Annotated in this window: 13 protein-coding genes; 5 read left to right on the forward strand and 8 right to left on the reverse strand. The window is 63.0% G+C overall.

Annotation, left to right across the window (positions count from 1 at the left end; all coding sequences use genetic code 11):
- Positions 1–28: 28 nt before the first annotated feature.
- The 4 genes from HWX91_RS38425 to HWX91_RS38440 all read right to left on the reverse strand — a co-directional run bounded on the left by HWX91_RS38425 (position 29) and on the right by HWX91_RS38440 (position 1,949).
- A complete protein-coding gene (locus HWX91_RS38425; RefSeq protein ID WP_028199620.1) occupies positions 29–700 on the reverse strand; it encodes a flagellar basal body L-ring protein FlgH in 672 nt (223 codons plus the stop codon).
- Positions 701–827: 127 nt separating this feature from the next.
- Positions 828–1,541 carry a hypothetical protein gene (locus tag HWX91_RS38430; RefSeq protein ID WP_028199619.1) on the reverse strand — a complete coding sequence of 238 codons (714 nt, stop codon included), beginning with the start codon at positions 1,539–1,541 and terminating at the stop codon, positions 828–830.
- A gap of 3 nt (positions 1,542–1,544) precedes the next feature.
- Entirely contained in the window at positions 1,545–1,742 is a 198-nt protein-coding gene (locus tag HWX91_RS38435) for a DUF6726 family protein (RefSeq protein ID WP_028199618.1), read from the reverse strand.
- Between the two features lie 15 nt (positions 1,743–1,757).
- A complete protein-coding gene (locus HWX91_RS38440) occupies positions 1,758–1,949 on the reverse strand; it encodes a hypothetical protein (protein ID WP_028199617.1) in 192 nt (63 codons plus the stop codon).
- A gap of 442 nt (positions 1,950–2,391) precedes the next feature.
- Between HWX91_RS38440 and HWX91_RS38445 the strand changes: the two genes are divergently transcribed.
- Entirely contained in the window at positions 2,392–3,132 is a 741-nt protein-coding gene (locus HWX91_RS38445; RefSeq protein ID WP_028199616.1) for a response regulator, read from the forward strand.
- Positions 3,129–4,400, forward strand: coding sequence for an ATP-binding protein (locus tag HWX91_RS38450; RefSeq protein WP_028199615.1), 1,272 nt, complete (start codon positions 3,129–3,131; stop codon positions 4,398–4,400). Before HWX91_RS38445 ends, HWX91_RS38450 begins: the two co-directional genes overlap by 4 nt.
- Positions 4,401–4,607: 207 nt before the next feature.
- On the opposite strand, the gene HWX91_RS38455 is transcribed toward HWX91_RS38450, so the two are convergent.
- Entirely contained in the window at positions 4,608–5,534 is a 927-nt protein-coding gene (locus HWX91_RS38455) for a tyrosine-protein phosphatase (protein ID WP_028199614.1), read from the reverse strand.
- A gap of 276 nt (positions 5,535–5,810) precedes the next feature.
- Here HWX91_RS38455 and HWX91_RS38460 point away from each other — a divergent pair, with 276 nt between their 5' ends.
- Both HWX91_RS38460 and HWX91_RS38465 read left to right on the forward strand, forming a co-directional pair.
- Positions 5,811–7,070 carry an MFS transporter gene (locus HWX91_RS38460; protein WP_028199613.1) on the forward strand — a complete coding sequence of 420 codons (1,260 nt, stop codon included), beginning with the start codon at positions 5,811–5,813 and terminating at the stop codon, positions 7,068–7,070.
- Between the two features lie 17 nt (positions 7,071–7,087).
- The gene (locus HWX91_RS38465; RefSeq protein WP_028199612.1) at positions 7,088–8,353 is read left to right on the forward strand and encodes a D-amino acid dehydrogenase; all 1,266 of its coding nucleotides are present in this window, start codon (positions 7,088–7,090) and stop codon (positions 8,351–8,353) included.
- A 214-nt stretch (positions 8,354–8,567) separates the two neighbouring features.
- Here HWX91_RS38465 and HWX91_RS38470 read toward each other — a convergent pair whose 3' ends face one another.
- The 3 genes from HWX91_RS38470 to HWX91_RS38480 all read right to left on the reverse strand — a co-directional run bounded on the left by HWX91_RS38470 (position 8,568) and on the right by HWX91_RS38480 (position 15,860).
- Positions 8,568–10,037, reverse strand: a complete 1,470-nt coding sequence (locus HWX91_RS38470) for a glutamate synthase subunit beta (protein WP_028199611.1) — start codon at positions 10,035–10,037, stop codon at positions 8,568–8,570.
- Positions 10,038–10,153: 116 nt separating this feature from the next.
- Positions 10,154–14,857, reverse strand: coding sequence for a glutamate synthase-related protein (locus HWX91_RS38475; RefSeq protein ID WP_028199610.1), 4,704 nt, complete (start codon positions 14,855–14,857; stop codon positions 10,154–10,156).
- 295 nt (positions 14,858–15,152) lie between these two features.
- The gene (locus tag HWX91_RS38480) at positions 15,153–15,860 is read right to left on the reverse strand and encodes a transposase (RefSeq protein ID WP_028199609.1); all 708 of its coding nucleotides are present in this window, start codon (positions 15,858–15,860) and stop codon (positions 15,153–15,155) included.
- A gap of 187 nt (positions 15,861–16,047) precedes the next feature.
- Here HWX91_RS38480 and HWX91_RS38485 point away from each other — a divergent pair, with 187 nt between their 5' ends.
- Positions 16,048–16,770 carry an OmpW/AlkL family protein gene (locus HWX91_RS38485; protein ID WP_028199608.1) on the forward strand — a complete coding sequence of 241 codons (723 nt, stop codon included), beginning with the start codon at positions 16,048–16,050 and terminating at the stop codon, positions 16,768–16,770.
- The last annotated feature ends 210 nt before the right edge of the window (positions 16,771–16,980 follow it).

Genomic DNA, 16,980 nt, shown 5'->3' on the forward strand with positions numbered 1-16,980 from the left:
GCACAACTCGCGCGCACCACGATCGACCTCAGAAAGTCAGCACGCTCAGAAACATCCTTTGCAGCCAGCCCATCGTGGTGGCGTCGGACACCATCCCCACGCCGGCCTGTTCGATACGTGCATTGGCGACCTTGCTCGACGCGACATAATTCCCGGCTTCGATATCCTTCGGATTGACGATACCCGACAGGCGCAAGCGGTCGCGATTGCCGCTCATCGCGATGACCTTCTCGCCCGACACCACCAGATTGCCGGTCGACATCGTGCCGATCACCGTCACAGCGAGTGTGCCAGTCATGCCGCTGGTGTCGGTGAGACTGCCCTGTCCTTTGTAGTCGGTGCTGGCCGAGCCGACATTGAACAGCCTCGCAAGCCGCGCAGCGGCGTTGGTCGACTGATCCGCAGCGGTCGCGGTGATGCTGCTCGAGCGGCTCGCGGCCGCGGTCGAGCTATTGTTGCCGCTGTACGACTCCGACAAACGGATCGTCAGCACGTCGCCGATATGCTGCGCACGCGGCGTTTCGTAAAGCAGCAACGGCGCGCCGGCCTGATAGATCGCGCCCTGCGTATTGACGTTCAGCGGCGCCGAGGCGATCGGCGGCGACATCGGCGTTTCTACGATTGACGGTGGCTGGCTGCTGCCGCAAGCCGCGAGACAGGCTGCCGCGCCTAGCGTGACAGTCAGACGTAGCGCAGTCATAGTTGCTCCTTGGCCGGATCGGCCGGAATGAATACGGACCGTGCGGTCGCGCTGCCGATGCTTCGCTTAACGACGCAATCGACGCCACGCGTGATCCCGCAAACCGCGCGGCGGACGAGGCGGCACATCACCCCGCCTCGGCGCCGCTTGCCTGCCACTGCCGCACGACGGATTTCACCCATGCGTCCGAGCCCTTCAACAGATAGGTGAGCGTGCCGTTGCGCGTTCCCGGCAAAAAACACAAGGTGATCGAACTCACCGCGTTGTCCCACACGTAGACCGGCAGCGCGCCCGGCGACGACACGCTTTGCGTCACCAGACGCGGCGCGCCATAGCGGTCGGCAAGCGCGTCGCGCAAGTCTTCGGCGGTGATCTCGTCGATCACAAAAGAAATCTCGTACAAACGCAGTGGGCTCTGGCCGTCGACACGCGCAAAACGCAGCACGTGCTCCAGTGCCGGTGCGCCGTCGACGACGGCTTGCGACACTGCCCAGCCGTCGTCAGCGCGATGCGCCCAGCGGCACGCAACCGTCAGACTCTCGTGTGATTTCAGCCGCATGCCGAGTGCGCCGGCCTGCACGTCCGTCTCGCAGACCGGTACGCTGCCAACCGGCGTGGCGCGCACGGTCGCGCCGGCGCGAAATTCGTCGAGCGTGAGGCCGAGCGCGATGCCGCGAAACGCAAACGGCATGTCCTGCGAGCGCCGGCGCGCCTCAGGCAAAGCGCTCTTCGACGCAGCACCGGCTGCGTTCGCGTCGCGCGCGACCGGTTGCGCCTCGGCGGCCACCGAAAACAGGCCGCCCAGCAACGCCAACGCAAAGGCAATCCGTTTGAGTGTCATGATTCAGTCGATGGCGGATGCACACATGTCGAACGGTGTGGCCGCGGCATGGCCGACGACCGGAATGATTTTCAGCGTGGCCGACGTCAGCCGGCACGGCAGCGCGGCAACGGCGCAGCCGCCGAGTGGCAGCAGCGCCGCGCCGAGCATCAACCACGCAGCGACACGAACGATGCGCTCAGGAATGCTTGAGGTCGACACACGGGCCTCGATGCGTCAGGCGGTCGTGTTGACGTGATGCCCGACGAGCCCGGACGGCAGCGAGGGCGGCGACGGCTGCGCCTCGCTAACGGACTCCGGTGCCTGCGGCGTCGCCGCCGCGGTGTTTGAAGTTGCGGGCTTTTCCGCCGCCGACATGGGGGCGAGCGAAGAAAAGCGGGTTGAACCGAGATGGCTGTGAATGGTCATGATGAGCCTCGCGTGGCGCTAGGTTTCGATTTCACGCCGCTTGCCGTGGGCCCAAGGCGTTAGGCTGTTTTCGACATGCGACGCAACGTACTGCACGACGAATCATCTCGCTGCACAGGCGGTGGCGATGCACGAAGGAACACGCGCTTTCCGGCGGTTCTTACGACCCGTTGCGACCCATTGCCGGCGGTAGCAATTGGGGGCGGATTTGATCCTGTGGAGCCATTCAAGCCATATAAAACGACTGCCGCACCGAGTTGCACCCGGTCGGCGCATTACTCACCCGTTACGCGCGCATTGCCAAATATGTGGCCGTGAAACAGGCGGTGAGCCTTTGGTGGCGGGACTGACGCCGGAATCTGCAAAGACGCTGCGAGTTTAGGTAAGCATTGGTAAGAAAACAGTCGGGCGTGCGTCGCGCGGGCCGGTCTAGAATTTCGCCATGAATCCACAGGTCCTTATCGTCGACGACGATCCGGTCGTACGCGATCTGCTTTGCAAGTTTCTGCAGACGAACGGCTTCGACGCGTCCGTGCTGCACGACGGCACCCATTTACAACGCCGGCTCGAACGCGAACGGCCGTCGGTCGTCGTGCTCGACATCATGATGCCGAACACCGACGGCTTACGCGCGCTCACCGCACTGCGCGCCGCCGGCGACGACATCCCGGTCATCTTCGTCACGGCGCGCGGCACGGTGGCCGACCGCATCGTCGGGCTATCGCTCGGCGCGGACGACTATCTGACCAAGCCGTTCGACCCTCGTGAGCTGCTCGCGCGCATCCACACGGTGTTACGCCGCCGCGGGCCGTCCACCACCAGTGCGCCGGAAGCCCGCAAGCCGTATCGCTTTGGCCCGTTCGAACTCGACTTCGCCACCCGCTCGCTGTCACGCGACGACACGAAGCTGCCGCTGCGCGACAGTGAATTCGCGCTGCTAAAGATTTTCATCAACAATCCGTACAAGGTGCTGTCGCGCGTGCTGATTCACGATCTCGTGCATCGCGACAATCTCGCGTTCCGCGACCGCAGCCTCGACGTGCCGATCTGGCGTCTGCGCCGCGTGATCGAGGACGATCCGTCCAACCCCTGCTACGTACAGACGGTGCGCGGCAAAGGCTACGTGTTCGTACCCGACGCCGACGGCACCCCATTCGCCGACGAGGCTGCCTCAAGCGCATGAGAAACCCGCTGAACACACTGTTCGGCAGAATGGCGTTGCTGTCGACAGCGGTGTTGTTCGCGATTCAGGCCGGCTGGTTCGTGCTGGTGGTGATGCAGCCGCCGCGTCACGAAATCGACGGCTTCGCGCGCGGCATTCTGCTGGTGCTGCAAGCCATCAACGGCGAGCCGATGAAGGGCGCCGCGCTGGCGCCCGCCATGCGCGTGCATCTCGTGCCCACCTGGAACATGCCGTCGAGCGTCCATCTGCACGCGCCCTCCGCCCATCCGCTGGTCGAACTGAGCCGGCATTTGCGCGAGAACCTGCCGCCCGGCACGCAGATCGCCGTCGACGACCTGCGTCCGCCACAGTTATGGGTACTGCTTCCCGGCAAGTCGAACTGGGTTGTCGTGCCGGTCGACGTCCCACCGCGCCCGCGCTTCCTGATCGAATCCATCTCGATGCTGGCGGCCGCGCTGATCCTTTCGCTGTTCGCGGTCTGGCAGATGCAGCGGCCGTTGTCGCGCGTGGCCGATGCGGCCCGTGCGTTCGGTTCGGGCGGCCGGCCAGAACCCGTGACCGTGCAAGGCCCGCGCGAGTTGCGCGATCTGATCGGCTCCTTCAACGATATGATGCGGCGCCTGAATGAGGCCGGCGACGACCAGGCGGTCATGCTGGCCGGCGTCGCCCACGATCTGAAAGCACCGCTGACACGGCTGAAGTTGCGCGCGAGCGTACTGGTCGCGGAAAACGAGCGGGCCGGCCTGATCCGTGACGTCGATTCACTGACCAACATCGTCCAGCAGTTTCTGGAGTTTGCGGGCCAGTCCGCCGATGCGGGGCCGCCGGTCGAAGTCGACGAATTCCTGCGGGAACAGTTTTCCGCCAGCGACAGTGCCGAGACACCGTTGTTCACGCTCGATCTGCGCGCCGGTTCGTCGTTCGCGCTGCCGCGCACCCTGCTCGACCGGCTGGTCACGAATCTCGTCGACAACGCGCTCGAGCACGGCTCACCGCCGGTGGACATCGCCACGGCGCGCAACGACCGGCATTGGATCATCAGCGTGCGCGACCACGGCCCGGGCATTCCCGACGACCGTGTCGCGGCGGCGATGAAACCGTTTGTGCGGCTCGACGCCGCGCGCGGCGGCGAAGGTCATTGCGGCCTGGGTCTCGCGATCGTCGCACGGCTTGCGCACGATCGCGGCGGCCGCTGCCAGGTAGGCAATCATGCGCAAGGCGGGCTGGAAGTACGGATCGAATTGCCGGTTGCGCCGGCACAGTCATGAGGAAGGTTGGGAAGGGCTGAGCGGGCTTCGCAGGCAAGAGCGCTTACTCGTCCTTACTGAACGCGTTTGCGCGGGCGTTGTGGCCTTACAGTCGCCCCCGGCAACCTCGATGCCGCCCTTCTCTGTCCGCCCGGTTACATGGGGCGGACTTTTTTTCGTCTGTCCCGCCGGCGTGTTCCGCGCGACACCTGGCGCGGCCAGCGCAAATCACACGACGAGGCGGGCGTGCAACATGTCGATCGTCGCTTGCGAGAGGCCAAGGCCTTGCGTCAGATAGCTCGCCATGGTGCCGTAGCTCGCCTGCACCTGATCGAACCCTGCTTGCAGATAATTTTCCTGGACATTGAAGAGCGGCGACTCGATCGCTGCGACAGTGTCGCCATCCTGCGCCTGCAACGTGGCCGTCCGCGCCTGGATCGATTGAGCCAGATAGACGTTGCTCAGCAGATAGTCCTGCATGATGACGTCGAGCGGCACGTTGGCGATGCTGAGCAGGAGCGCCGCAACCCAGCCGGCTCGATCCTTACCCGCGCTGGAATGGAACAGTTGCGCGCCGGCGCCATTGGCGAGCCGCGTGAGGAGTTCACCATAGCCGACGCGCTGGGCCGCGCCGGTGACATAGGCGCGCGCCTCGCCCTCCATGAACGCGACGGCGGCCGCCGCCGTATCGAACGTCGGCGTAACGAAATCATTGACGCCCAGCACATCGAGCGTCTCCGATATCGCGCCGCTCGGCAAGACATCCGCCGTGCGTGCAATTTCGCCGGGCGTGCGCAGATCGTAGACCGAAGCAATGCCGAGTTTGTCGAGGGCGGCCGCATCGGCCGTGCTGAGGGTCAGCGCGTTCGCCCGATAGAAGGCGCCACGGCGCATCTGCCTGCCGTCGACCGTGGGATAGCCGGCGGCTGCGCCCGCTACGTCGCGAAAGTTACTCACCGAGGCGAGGCGCGGCGTGGCCGGCTGATCGGTGTCCAGATTTCCGCCCCCACAAGCCGATAGCAGGGTGCTCCCCATGCCGGAAAGTAGCAACGCACTTGCCGAAGACCTCAGGAACGCGCGGCGCGAGTAATCTGCCCGCAAAGGCGTGCTCGCGGGGCGGCGGAACGGCGAGCAGTTTTTTGCGGTTGCGGGCATTGGCAGTAGCGAGCGCGGACGTGAGGAGGGTAGTCGCAGCTCGAACGCTGCCGGCGCAGTTTAACGGCGGCCGATTATTTTTGGGTTACATAGTAGTAGTTGGTAAGGAACCGGAATGGAGTTCCTTACCTGTCCCTTAGCCGTCCCTTAGCCGTCCGTTAGTCGGCTGCCATTTTTGACCACAACTGGCCGCGCCCCGCCCCATCCCCTTAGAATACAAAAAACCCACGATCTAGCCGCCGGAAGGCAAAAACCACCTGGAGACAACAAAAAAACATGCCCTCTCTCCAATGGTTCACCGAACTGACTCAGCGCGAACGCCGCACCCTCTATGCCGGCTTCGGCGGCTACGCAGTCGACGCCTTTGATTTCATGATCTATTCATTCCTCATTCCGACGCTGATCGCGACGTGGGGCATGACCAAAAGCGAAGCCGGCATGATCGCGACCAGTTCGCTGATTTCGTCGGCGATCGGCGGCTGGCTCGCCGGGATTCTCGCCGATCGCTACGGACGCGTGCGGGTCCTCCAGTGGACCATTGCCACCTTCGCGATCTTTACCTGCCTGTCGGGCTTCACCCACTCGTTCTGGCAACTGCTGACCACCCGCACGCTGCAAGGCATTGGCTTTGGCGGCGAATGGTCGGTCGTGACGATCATGATGGCCGAAACCATCCGCTCACCTCAGCATCGCGCCAAAGCCGTGGGCACCGTGCAGAGCAGCTGGTCATTCGGCTGGGCCGCGGCGGCCATCATCTATTGGGCGTTCTTCGCGCTGCTGCCGGAACAGTATGCGTGGCGCGCCTGCTTCTGGATCGGCCTGCTGCCCGCGCTGTGGATCATCTACATCCGCCGCAATGTCAGCGATCCGGAAATCTTTCTCGAAACCCGTCAGGCTCGAGATAGCGGTTTCGACACCTCGCACTTCCTGCAGATCTTCGCCTTCCCTCACCTCAGAACGACCATCCTGGGCAGCGTGCTCTGCACCGGCATGCTCGGCGGCTATTACGCGATCACCACCTGGCTGCCGACCTATCTGAAGACCGTGCGCCACCTGTCAGTCTTCAACACGAGCGGCTATCTGATCGTGCTGATCGTCGGCTCGTTCACTGGCTATATCGTCGGCGCGATTCTGTGCGACAAGATCGGCCGCCGCGCTTCGTTCGTGCTGTTCGCGATTGGCTCGTTCGTGCTCGGCATGGTCTACACGATGCTGCCGATCACCGACGGCATGATGCTCGCCCTCGGCTTCCCGCTGGGCATCGTCGTGCAAGGGATTTTCGCGGGCGTGGGCGCCTACCTGTCGGAGCTTTATCCGAATTCGATCCGCGGCTCGGGGCAAGGCTTCTGCTACAACCTGGGCCGCGGTCTCGGCTCGTTCTTTCCGATTCTGGTCGGTACACTGTCACAAACCATGACGCTAGTGAAGGCGATGGGCATCATCGCCGGGTCGGGCTATCTGCTGGTGATCGTTGCCGCGGTGTGTCTGCCTGAAACCAAGGGCAAAGTGCTCGGCGCGACTCGTCCGAGCGCCTGAAACCGCCGTACAACCACATGAAAACGATTGTTCTTGGCGGCGGCGTGATCGGCGTCGCCACCGCGTTTTATCTGCGCCAGCAAGGCTGCGAGGTCACCGTGATCGAGCGCGAGCCGGACGTCGCGCTCTCAACCAGCTTCGGCAACGCCGGTGTCATCGCGCCGGGCTATGTGACGCCGTGGGCCGCGCCCGGCATGCCGGCCAAGATCTTCAAGTATCTGTTCAAGCCGGCCTCGCCGCTGATCTTCCGCCCTACCCTCGACCCGGCTCAATGGCGCTGGATCATGCGCTGGCTACGCGAATGCGATCTCGAACGCTTTCGCGTCAACAAGCAGCGCATGCAACGCATCGCCTATTACAGCCGGGAGTGTCTGCACGAATTCCGCGCCCGTCATCCGTTCGACTATGGCCGCAGCCAGGGCTATCTGCAGTTGTTCCGCAGCGAATACGATGTCGAACTCGCGCAGCCGGCGTTGGCGGTGCTGCGCGACGCGGGCATCGCGTACCGTGAAGTCAGCGCCGCGCAGTGTGTCGAGATCGAGCCGGGTCTGCGCTGGGCCCGCCAGACGCCGATCTCCGGCCTCTATCTCCCCAACGACGAAGCCGGCGATTGCGCCCGCTTCACCCGTGAACTGCGGGCGATCTGCGAACGCAACGGCGTGCGGTTTCGCTTCGATACCCGCGTGAGTTCGCTCGACGTGCGAGGCGGTGCGGTGCATGCGGTCAATCTCGAAAGCGAGCGCGGCAGTGAGACATTGCAAGCGGATGCCGTGGTGGTGGCGCTGGGGGTCGACAGCGCGACGCTGCTCGCGCCGCTCGGCGTGAAGGTGCCGCTCTACCCGGTGAAAGGCTACTCGGCCACGCTGCCGATCACCGACGAAGAAAAAGCGCCGCTGGCGGCGCTGATGGACGAATCGTTGAAAACGGCGATCACGCGTTTTGGCAACAACCTGCGCGTGGCCGGCACGGCTGAGCTTGGCAATCGCCAGACAACCCTGCGCGAGCAAGCCTTGCAGACGCTGATGAAGGTACTCAGCGACTGGTTTCCGCACGCGGCCAATCCGACCTCCGCGCACTTCTGGGTCGGCCGCCGGCCCATGACGCCCGATGGCGCGCCGTTACTCGGGCCGTCCGGCGTGGACAATCTCTGGCTGAACGTCGGACATGGGTCGACGGGTTGGGCGATGTCGATGGGCTCGGGCCGGGTGGTCGCGGATTTGATCACGCAGCACAAGCCGGAGATCGATCTGGACGGGCTCACTTTGAACCGCTACCGCGAATAAAAGCGCGTCGCGAAGACGGAAAAACCGGGTCACCCTCTCAGGCGCCCGGCTTTGTTTTTTACCGCTTTGGGGTACGGCTTATGTACCGCTTTGTCGTCTCCACCTCGTCCTGCAAGCATTAGCCGGTTTCCGCGCTATCACGCGGAAACCGGCAGCAATCGAGTTGCATGGGACCAGAGCAAATGCTGAAGCACTAACTCTGGTCACAGAGACGTTAGCGCGGCAGTTCCGAATGCCCCATCAGGAATGCATCGACCGAACGTGCGCACTGACGGCCTTCGCGAATCGCCCACACCACCAGCGACTGGCCACGACGCATATCGCCCGCGGTGAAGACCTTGTCCACCGAGGTGTAGTACGCCTTGTCACCCTCGGTCGACGCACGCACGTTGCCGCGCGCATCCTTGTCGACACCGAACGCCTCAAGCACCGGCGACACCGGTTGCGTGAAGCCCATGGCCAACAGCACCAGATCCGCCTTCATTTCGAATTCCGAGTTCGGCACTTCCTGCATCTTGCCGTCCTTCCATTCGACGCGCGCGGCGATCAGCTTTTCGACCTTGCCGTTCTTGCCTTCGAGACGCTTGGTGGCGACTGCCCAGTCACGCGAGCAGCCTTCGTCATGCGAGGACGAGGTGCGCAGCTTGATCGGCCAGTACGGCCATACGAGCGGCTTGTTCTCTTCTTCCGGCGGTTGCGGCAGCAGTTCGAATTGCGTGACGCTCTTCGCGCCATGACGATTCGACGTGCCGACGCAGTCCGAACCCGTATCGCCGCCACCGATCACGACCACATGCTTGCCCTTGGCGAGCAACTGGTTCGCGACCTTGTCGCCGGCATTGACCTTGTTCTGCTGCGGCAGGAATTCCATCGCGTAGTGGATGCCTTCCAGCTCGCGGCCCGGCACCGGCAGATCGCGCGGCGTTTCCGAACCGCCCGCGATCACCACGGCGTCGAACTGTTCTTTCAGTTCGGCCGGCGTGATGGTTTCCTTCGCCGTGTTGCCGATATGCGCCGGCAGCGAATCCGCCTTGCCGACGAACACGTTGGCGCGGAACGTCACGCCTTCAGCTTCCATCTGACGCATGCGGCGGTCGATCAGCCACTTTTCGAGCTTGAAGTCGGGGATGCCGTAACGCAGCAGGCCGCCAATCCGGTCGTTCTTTTCGAACACCGTGACATCGTGCCCCGCGCGCGCGAGTTGCTGCGCGACCGCCAAACCAGCGGGGCCGGACCCGACCACAGCGACCTTCTTGCCGGTCTTGTGCTTCGGCGGCTGCGGCGCGACCCAGCCTTCAGCCCAGGCCTTGTCGATGATCGCGTGTTCGATCGACTTGATGCCGACCGGGTCGTTGTTGATGCCGAGCGTGCAGGCCGCTTCGCACGGCGCCGGGCAGATGCGGCCCGTGAACTCCGGGAAGTTATTGGTGGAGTGCAGCACCTCAATCGCGTTCTTCCAGTCCTGATGGAACACCAGGTCGTTGAAGTCCGGGATGATGTTGTTCACCGGGCAGCCGTTGTTGCAGAACGGAATGCCGCAGTCCATGCAACGCGCGCCCTGAATCTTGGCTTCTTCGTCAGTCAATGCCGCGACGAATTCCTTGTAGTGCTTCACACGCGTGAGCGGAGCTTCATACGCCTCGTGGCGGCGCTCATACTCGAGAAAACCGGTTGCCTTGCCCATGTGGTTCTCTTCTCTATCTGTATCAGGTGGGGTGATCTACACCCGCCGCGCGGACCGGGATGCTGCCGGCGCGGCGGGTACGGCTAGTTGTGACTGTGACGTCTGCGGTGGCAGGATCAGGCGGCGAGCACTTCCTTGTTCGCCTTCTTCGCGGCCATCTCGCCCAGCGCGCGCTTGTATTCGGTGGGGAATACCTTCACGAACTGACGGCGCGACGCGTCCCAGTTTTCGAGCAGCGCCTTTGCACGCGGCGAACCCGTGAACTGGAAGTGACGTTCGATGAGCCCCTTGAGCAGCGCTTCGTCGGTCGTGCCGCTGTGCCACAGGCCTTTGTCGACCGTGCGTTCCTGTTCGGCCTGCTGCAAGACCGGATCGAGCGCGACCATCGACTTGTTGCACTTGCCCGCGAACGTGTTGTCCGGATCGAACACGTAGGCAATACCGCCCGACATACCGGCCGCGAAGTTACGGCCCGTTTCGCCGAGCACGACCACCGTGCCGCCCGTCATGTATTCGCAACCGTGGTCGCCCGTGCCTTCGACGATCGCCGTCGCACCCGAGTTGCGCACGCAGAAACGCTCGCCGGCAACGCCGCGGAAGAACGCTTCGCCTTCGATCGCGCCGTACATCACCGTGTTGCCGCAGATGATGTTTTCTTCCGACTTGCCGCGGAAATCGTTGGTCGGACGGATGATGATGCGGCCACCCGACAGGCCCTTGCCGACGTAGTCGTTACCGTCGCCGACCAGATCCAGCGTGACGCCTCGTGCGAGGAACGCGCCGAAGCTCTGACCCGCGGTGCCCTTCAACTGGATGTGAATCGTATCGTCAGGCAGACCGTCGTGGCCGTACTTCTTCGCGATCGTGCCGGACAGCATCGCGCCGACCGTGCGGTTCACGTTGCGCACCGGCTGGATGAACGAGACGTGCTCGCCCTTCTCGATCGCGGCCTTCGATTTTTCGATCAACACGTGATCCAGAGCGCGGTCGAGACCGTGGTCCTGCACGTCGACGTGCTTGCGCGCCACGTCCGCTGCGACTTGCGGCTGATAGAACACGCGCGAGAAATCGAGACCCTTCGCCTTCCAGTGCTCGATGCCCTTCTTCATGTCCAGCAGTTCGGCGTGGCCGATCAGGTCGTCGAATTTACGGATGCCCAGTTGCGCCATGATTTCGCGCGCTTCTTCCGCAACGAAGAAGAAGAAGTTGACGACGTGCTCCGGCTGGCCCTGGAACTTCGCGCGCAGCACCGGATCTTGCGTTGCGACGCCGACCGGGCACGTGTTCAAGTGGCACTTGCGCATCATGATGCAGCCTTCGACGACGAGCGGCGCCGTCGCGAAGCCGAATTCGTCCGCGCCGAGCAGCGCGCCGATCACGACGTCGCGGCCGGTCTTCATCTGACCGTCGGCCTGCACGCGGATACGGCCGCGCAACTGGTTGAGCACCAGCGTTTGCTGCGTTTCCGCCAGACCCAGTTCCCACGGCGTGCCGGCATGCTTCACCGACGACAGCGGCGATGCACCCGTGCCGCCGTCATGGCCGGCGATCACGACGTGATCGGCCTTCGCCTTGGCGACACCCGCGGCCACCGTGCCGACGCCCGATTCCGACACCAGCTTCACCGACACGCTGGCTGCCGAGTTGGCGTTCTTCAGATCGTGAATCAGCTGCGCCAGATCTTCGATCGAGTAGATGTCATGGTGCGGTGGCGGCGAAATCAGGCCAACGCCCGGCACCGAGTAACGCAGCTTGCCGATATATTCCGACACCTTGTGGCCCGGCAACTGACCGCCTTCGCCCGGCTTCGCGCCTTGTGCCATCTTGATCTGGATCTGATCGGCCGACGCGAGGTATTCCGCCGTCACGCCGAAACGGCCCGACGCCACCTGCTTGATCTTCGAGCGCAGCGAATCGCCTTCCTTCAGCGGAATGTCGACGATCACTTCGTCGCCGATCACCGACTTCATGGTGTCGCCGTTCTTGATCGGAATGCCGCGCAGTTCGTTGCGATAACGGTTCACGTCCTCGCCGCCTTCACCGGTGTTCGACTTGCCGCCGATGCGGTTCATCGCAACCGCCAGCGTGGCGTGCGCTTCCGTGCTGATCGAGCCCAGCGACATCGCGCCGGTGGCGAAACGCTTGACGATTTCTTTCGCCGGTTCGACTTCGTCGAGCGGGATGGCCTTGGCCGGATCGAGCTTGAACTCGAACAGGCCGCGGAACGTCATATGGCGCTTCGTCTGATCGTTGATCAGATGCGCGTATTCCTTGTACGTCTGGTACGAGTTGCTGCGCGCCGAGTGTTGCAGCTTGGCAATCGCATCCGGCGTCCACATGTGTTCTTCGCCGCGCACGCGATACGCGTACTCGCCGCCCGCGTCGAGCATGTTCGCGAGGATCGGGTTGTCGCCGAACGCGTCGCGATGCAGACGGATCGCTTCTTCCGCGACGTCGAACAGGCCAATCCCGCCGACCTTCGACGAGGTGCCCTTAAAGTACTTCGACACCAGATCTTCGGCCAGACCCACCGCTTCGAAAATCTGTGCGCCGGTGTACGACATGTAGGTCGAAATGCCCATCTTCGACATGACCTTCTGCAGGCCCTTGCCGACTGCCTTGGTGAAGTTGTAGACCGCCTTTTCCGCCGACAGGTCGCCCTTCAGGCCGCTTGCCAACTGGGCCAGCGTTTCCATTGCGAGGTACGGGTGCACGGCTTCCGCGCCGTAGCCCGCGAGCAGCGCGAAGTGGTGCGTTTCACGCGCCGAGCCGGTTTCCACGACCAGACCCGCGCTGGTGCGCAGACCGTGTTGCACGAGGTGCGTGTGGATCGCGGCCGTGGCGAGCAGCGCCGGGATCGCGACGTTGTCGCGGTCGGTCTTGCGGTCCGACACGATCAGCATGTTGTAGCCGGACTTCACCGCATCGACGGCTTCCGCGCACAGCGACGCCAGACGCGCCTCGATGCCTTCCTTGCCCCACGCCACCGGATAGCAGATGTTCAGTTCGTACGAGCTGAACTTGCCGCCCGTGTACTGATCGATCGCGCGGATCTTGGCGATGTCCTTGAAGTCGAGCACCGGCTGCGACACTTCGAGACGCATCGGCGGGTTGATGTTGTTCGTGTCCAGCAGGTTCGGCTTCGGACCGACGAACGACACCAGCGACATCACCATGTTTTCACGGATCGGGTCGATCGGCGGGTTCGTGACTTGCGCGAACAGTTGCTTGAAGTAGTGATAGAGCGTTTTGTTCTTGTTGGACATGACCGCGAGCGGCGAGTCGTTGCCCATCGAACCGACCGCTTCTTCGCCGGCTTGCGCCATCGGCGCCATCAGGAACTTGAGGTCTTCCTGCGTGTAGCCGAACGCCTGCTGGCGATCCAGCAACGCAGCGGCTTCGCGGCGTTCCGTCTGGACGTCTTCGGCCTTCGCCTCGATTTCGTCGAGCTTGATGCGCACGGCGTCAATCCAGCTCTTGTAAGGCTTGGCGTTGGCGAGATTGTCCTTCAGTTCCTTGTCGTCGATGATGCGGCCGTGTTCCATGTCGATCAGGAACATCTTGCCCGGCTGCAGACGCCACTTCTTGACGATCTTCGACTCGGGGATCGGCAACGTGCCCGCTTCCGACGCCATGATGACCAGGTCGTCATCCGTGACGATGTAGCGCGCCGGGCGCAGGCCGTTACGGTCGAGCGTGGCGCCGATCTGACGGCCGTCGGTGAAGGCGATCGCGGCGGGGCCGTCCCACGGTTCCATCATCGCGGCGTGGTATTCGTAGAACGCGCGGCGGTTGTCGTCCATCAGCGTGTGCTGTTCCCACGCTTCCGGGATCATCATCATCACGGCGTGGACGAGCGGGTAGCCGGCCATCACCAGCAGTTCGAGACAGTTGTCGAACGAGGCGGTGTCCGATTGGCCCGGATAGATCAGCGGCCACAGCTTCGGCAGATCGTCGCCGAGCACGTGCGAGGCGATCGCGCCGGTGCGGGCGTTCAGCCAGTTGACGTTGCCCTTCACCGTGTTGATTTCGCCGTTGTGGGCGATCATGCGGTACGGGTGAGCCAGTTCCCATGCCGGGAACGTGTTGGTCGAGAAGCGCTGGTGCACAAGCGCCAGCGCCGACACCGTGCGCTCGTCCTGCAGGTCGCGGTAGTACACGCCGACCTGCCCGGCCAGCAGCAGGCCCTTGTAGACCACCGTGCGCGCCGAGCACGACGGCACGAAGTATTCCTTGCCGTGCTTGAGCTTGAGCGCCTGAATGCGGTGGCTCGCCGTCTTGCGGATCACGTACAGCTTCCGCTCGAGCGCGTCGGTCACCATGATGTCCTTGCCGCGGCCGATGAAGATCTGGCGGATCAGCGGCTCGCTCGCCTTGACGGTGGGCGAAATCGGCATGGTGTGGTCGACCGGCACATCGCGCCAGCCGAGCACCACCTGACCTTCTGCCTTCACCGTGCGTTCCAGTTCCTGTTCGCAGGCCAGACGCGAAGCGTGTTCCTTCGGCAGGAAGACCATGCCGACGCCATATTCACCGTGCGGCGGCAGCACAACGCCCTGCTTGGCCATTTCTTCACGATAGAAACCGTCCGGAATCTGGATCAGGATGCCCGCGCCGTCGCCCATCAGCGGATCGGCGCCGACGGCGCCCCGGTGGTCGAGGTTCTCGAGAATCTTCAGGCCCTGCTCGATGATCTCGTGGCTCTTCTTGCCCTTGATGTGAGCGACGAAGCCGACGCCACAGGCGTCATGTTCGTTTTGCGGGTCGTACAGACCCTGCGCGGCGGGAACCGGGTGAGTCGGTTGCTGGTGGTCGTTCATGGGGACACCGTCTGTGAGGGGCCGGACAGGCCGTTAAACCGTTTTTCTATTGCCGCAGTTCGCACCGCAACCACGTCGGCGACTTCGTACGCTTGATGCCGCGCGTCTCGGAAAGTGCCGGAATTCGGAATATACGCGACGAATCAATGGAATAGCAAATAAAACATGATGATTAGACCCCAATTATCAGATTGGTGCATTGCGGCTATTTTTTATTGGTGCCACATCAAAAAGGTGCAAAAGAAAACGGCATGCGAAGATGCCGTTTCGATACAGCCCTTTGATGCGAAACGCTTTATTGCGTCTGCGGCGTTTCGCGGACCTTGCGCGGCCGCCCGCGCGGCAGCGGCGAAACGCGCCGGTTGGCAGCCCGCGCCGCCCATTCGCGATAGGTATCGCTGCCCAGAACCCAACCTTTCAAGGTGGCCTGCTGAAGCTGGCTGGCTTCGCGCTCGTCGAGCGGCTGCTCGCACAACTCACGGTAGGCCCGCTGTCGTTCGAACGGCGTGTTGCCGAGCGACCAGTACAGCGGATGATCCGTAATCAGGCTGTCGAGCGTCAGGCCGATGTGGTGGCGGTAACTCGACCAGCGATAGTCCTCGGGTGCGCTGACGAGCCCGGTACGCACTGGGCACATCTCGACGACCCGGCTCGCGAGCAGGAAGTAGCGCTCGCCTTCGATCACCGTGGCGCGATAGCGTCCTTCCCAAAGGGTGCCGCGCCGCGCGTAACGCCGGTTGAAGTGAGCCACATAGCGGCGCCCCACCGCCTGCATCGCCTTCGGCAGGCTCGACTCTTCAGTCGGCGTGACGAGCAGTTGCACAGCGCCGGGCATCAACGCATACGCGTGGATGGACAAATGATGGTCGCGCGAAGCCGCTTTCAGGCAGTCGATGAAAAGCTCGTAGTCCTGGTCGTCGACAAATGCGGGCTGCTGATCGAGTCCACGGAGGATGACGTGCTGCGGCTGGTCAGGAACATAAAGACGTGCAAGCCGTGCCATGCTGGAGTATCCAATAGTCGCGTTGGTACATACCCGAAGGTCCAAACAACCGCGCGCGCCCGGGGTTCGGCGCAGCGCGGCTAAGCCGGAAACCGCGCGGAGCCTAGGGAGAAAGCTCTAGCCGCCGCGTATGGTTTGTTTCAAACGTTGTAGTCATAATGAGCGGGCCTTTTCTGGAGGAGCACATATGAAATTAAAACAGGCCGTAACGGGGATCGCGGCGCTCGCCTGCATGACGGCAGCACACGCGCAATCGGCCGGAAGCTTTTACGTTACGACAGGCTGGTTCCATCTTGCGCCTCAATCAAGTAGCCAACCGTTGAGAGTAACGAGCATAGGCGGCAGTCCAACCAACATCACAGAACCCAACACCGGCGCATCACTCAGTTCAGCCGACACGCTCGGCTTCACAGCCGGCTACTTCGTCACTGATCACATCGCAACCGAATTCGTGATCGGGGTCCCGCCTTCGTTCGACCTGAACGGCACGGGCAGCCTCGAACAATTCGGCAAGATCGGTCAGGCGAAACAGTGGAGCCCGACTCTGCTGTTCAAGTACTACTTCAATGCTCCAACCGCTTCGTTCCGCCCGTATCTCGGCATTGGTGTGAGCCGTATCTGGTTCACCGACGAGAAGATCACCAACGGCGCATTCGAAGCAGGTGTTCTGCATGGTCCGACCAGCGTCTCCACGGATAGTTCGTGGGAGCCGGTGTTTAATGCGGGTTTCACCTATGCGTTCAACCAGCACTGGTTCGCGGGCGTGTCGATCTCGTACCTGCCGCTCAGCACGACCGCCAAGCTGAACACCGCCGCAAACACCCCGGTCGGTACGCTGAACGTGCAGTCGCAAACCAAGATCAAGCTGAACCCGATCGTTTCCTACGTCAACATCGGTTACCGTTTCTAACGCGTCAAGAAATTGGGGCCGTTGAGTTAGGGTAGTCGAATTTTCGTGGCTTGGACAACGCCGTCAAATATCCACCGGATCCAATGACGGCGTTTTTCGTGTTTCTCGCGCGCCAGGAGGCCGCCCGCAGTCTTATCGACCGCTCGGCCAGGGCACCCGGCGAGCAGGCGTAAGCGTTTGTAAATTTGACCCGCTATCGGGCCGGCTCGT

The sequence above is a fragment of the Paraburkholderia fungorum genome, from assembly GCF_902833645.1.
Taxonomy (GTDB): Bacteria; Pseudomonadota; Gammaproteobacteria; order Burkholderiales; family Burkholderiaceae; genus Paraburkholderia; species Paraburkholderia fungorum.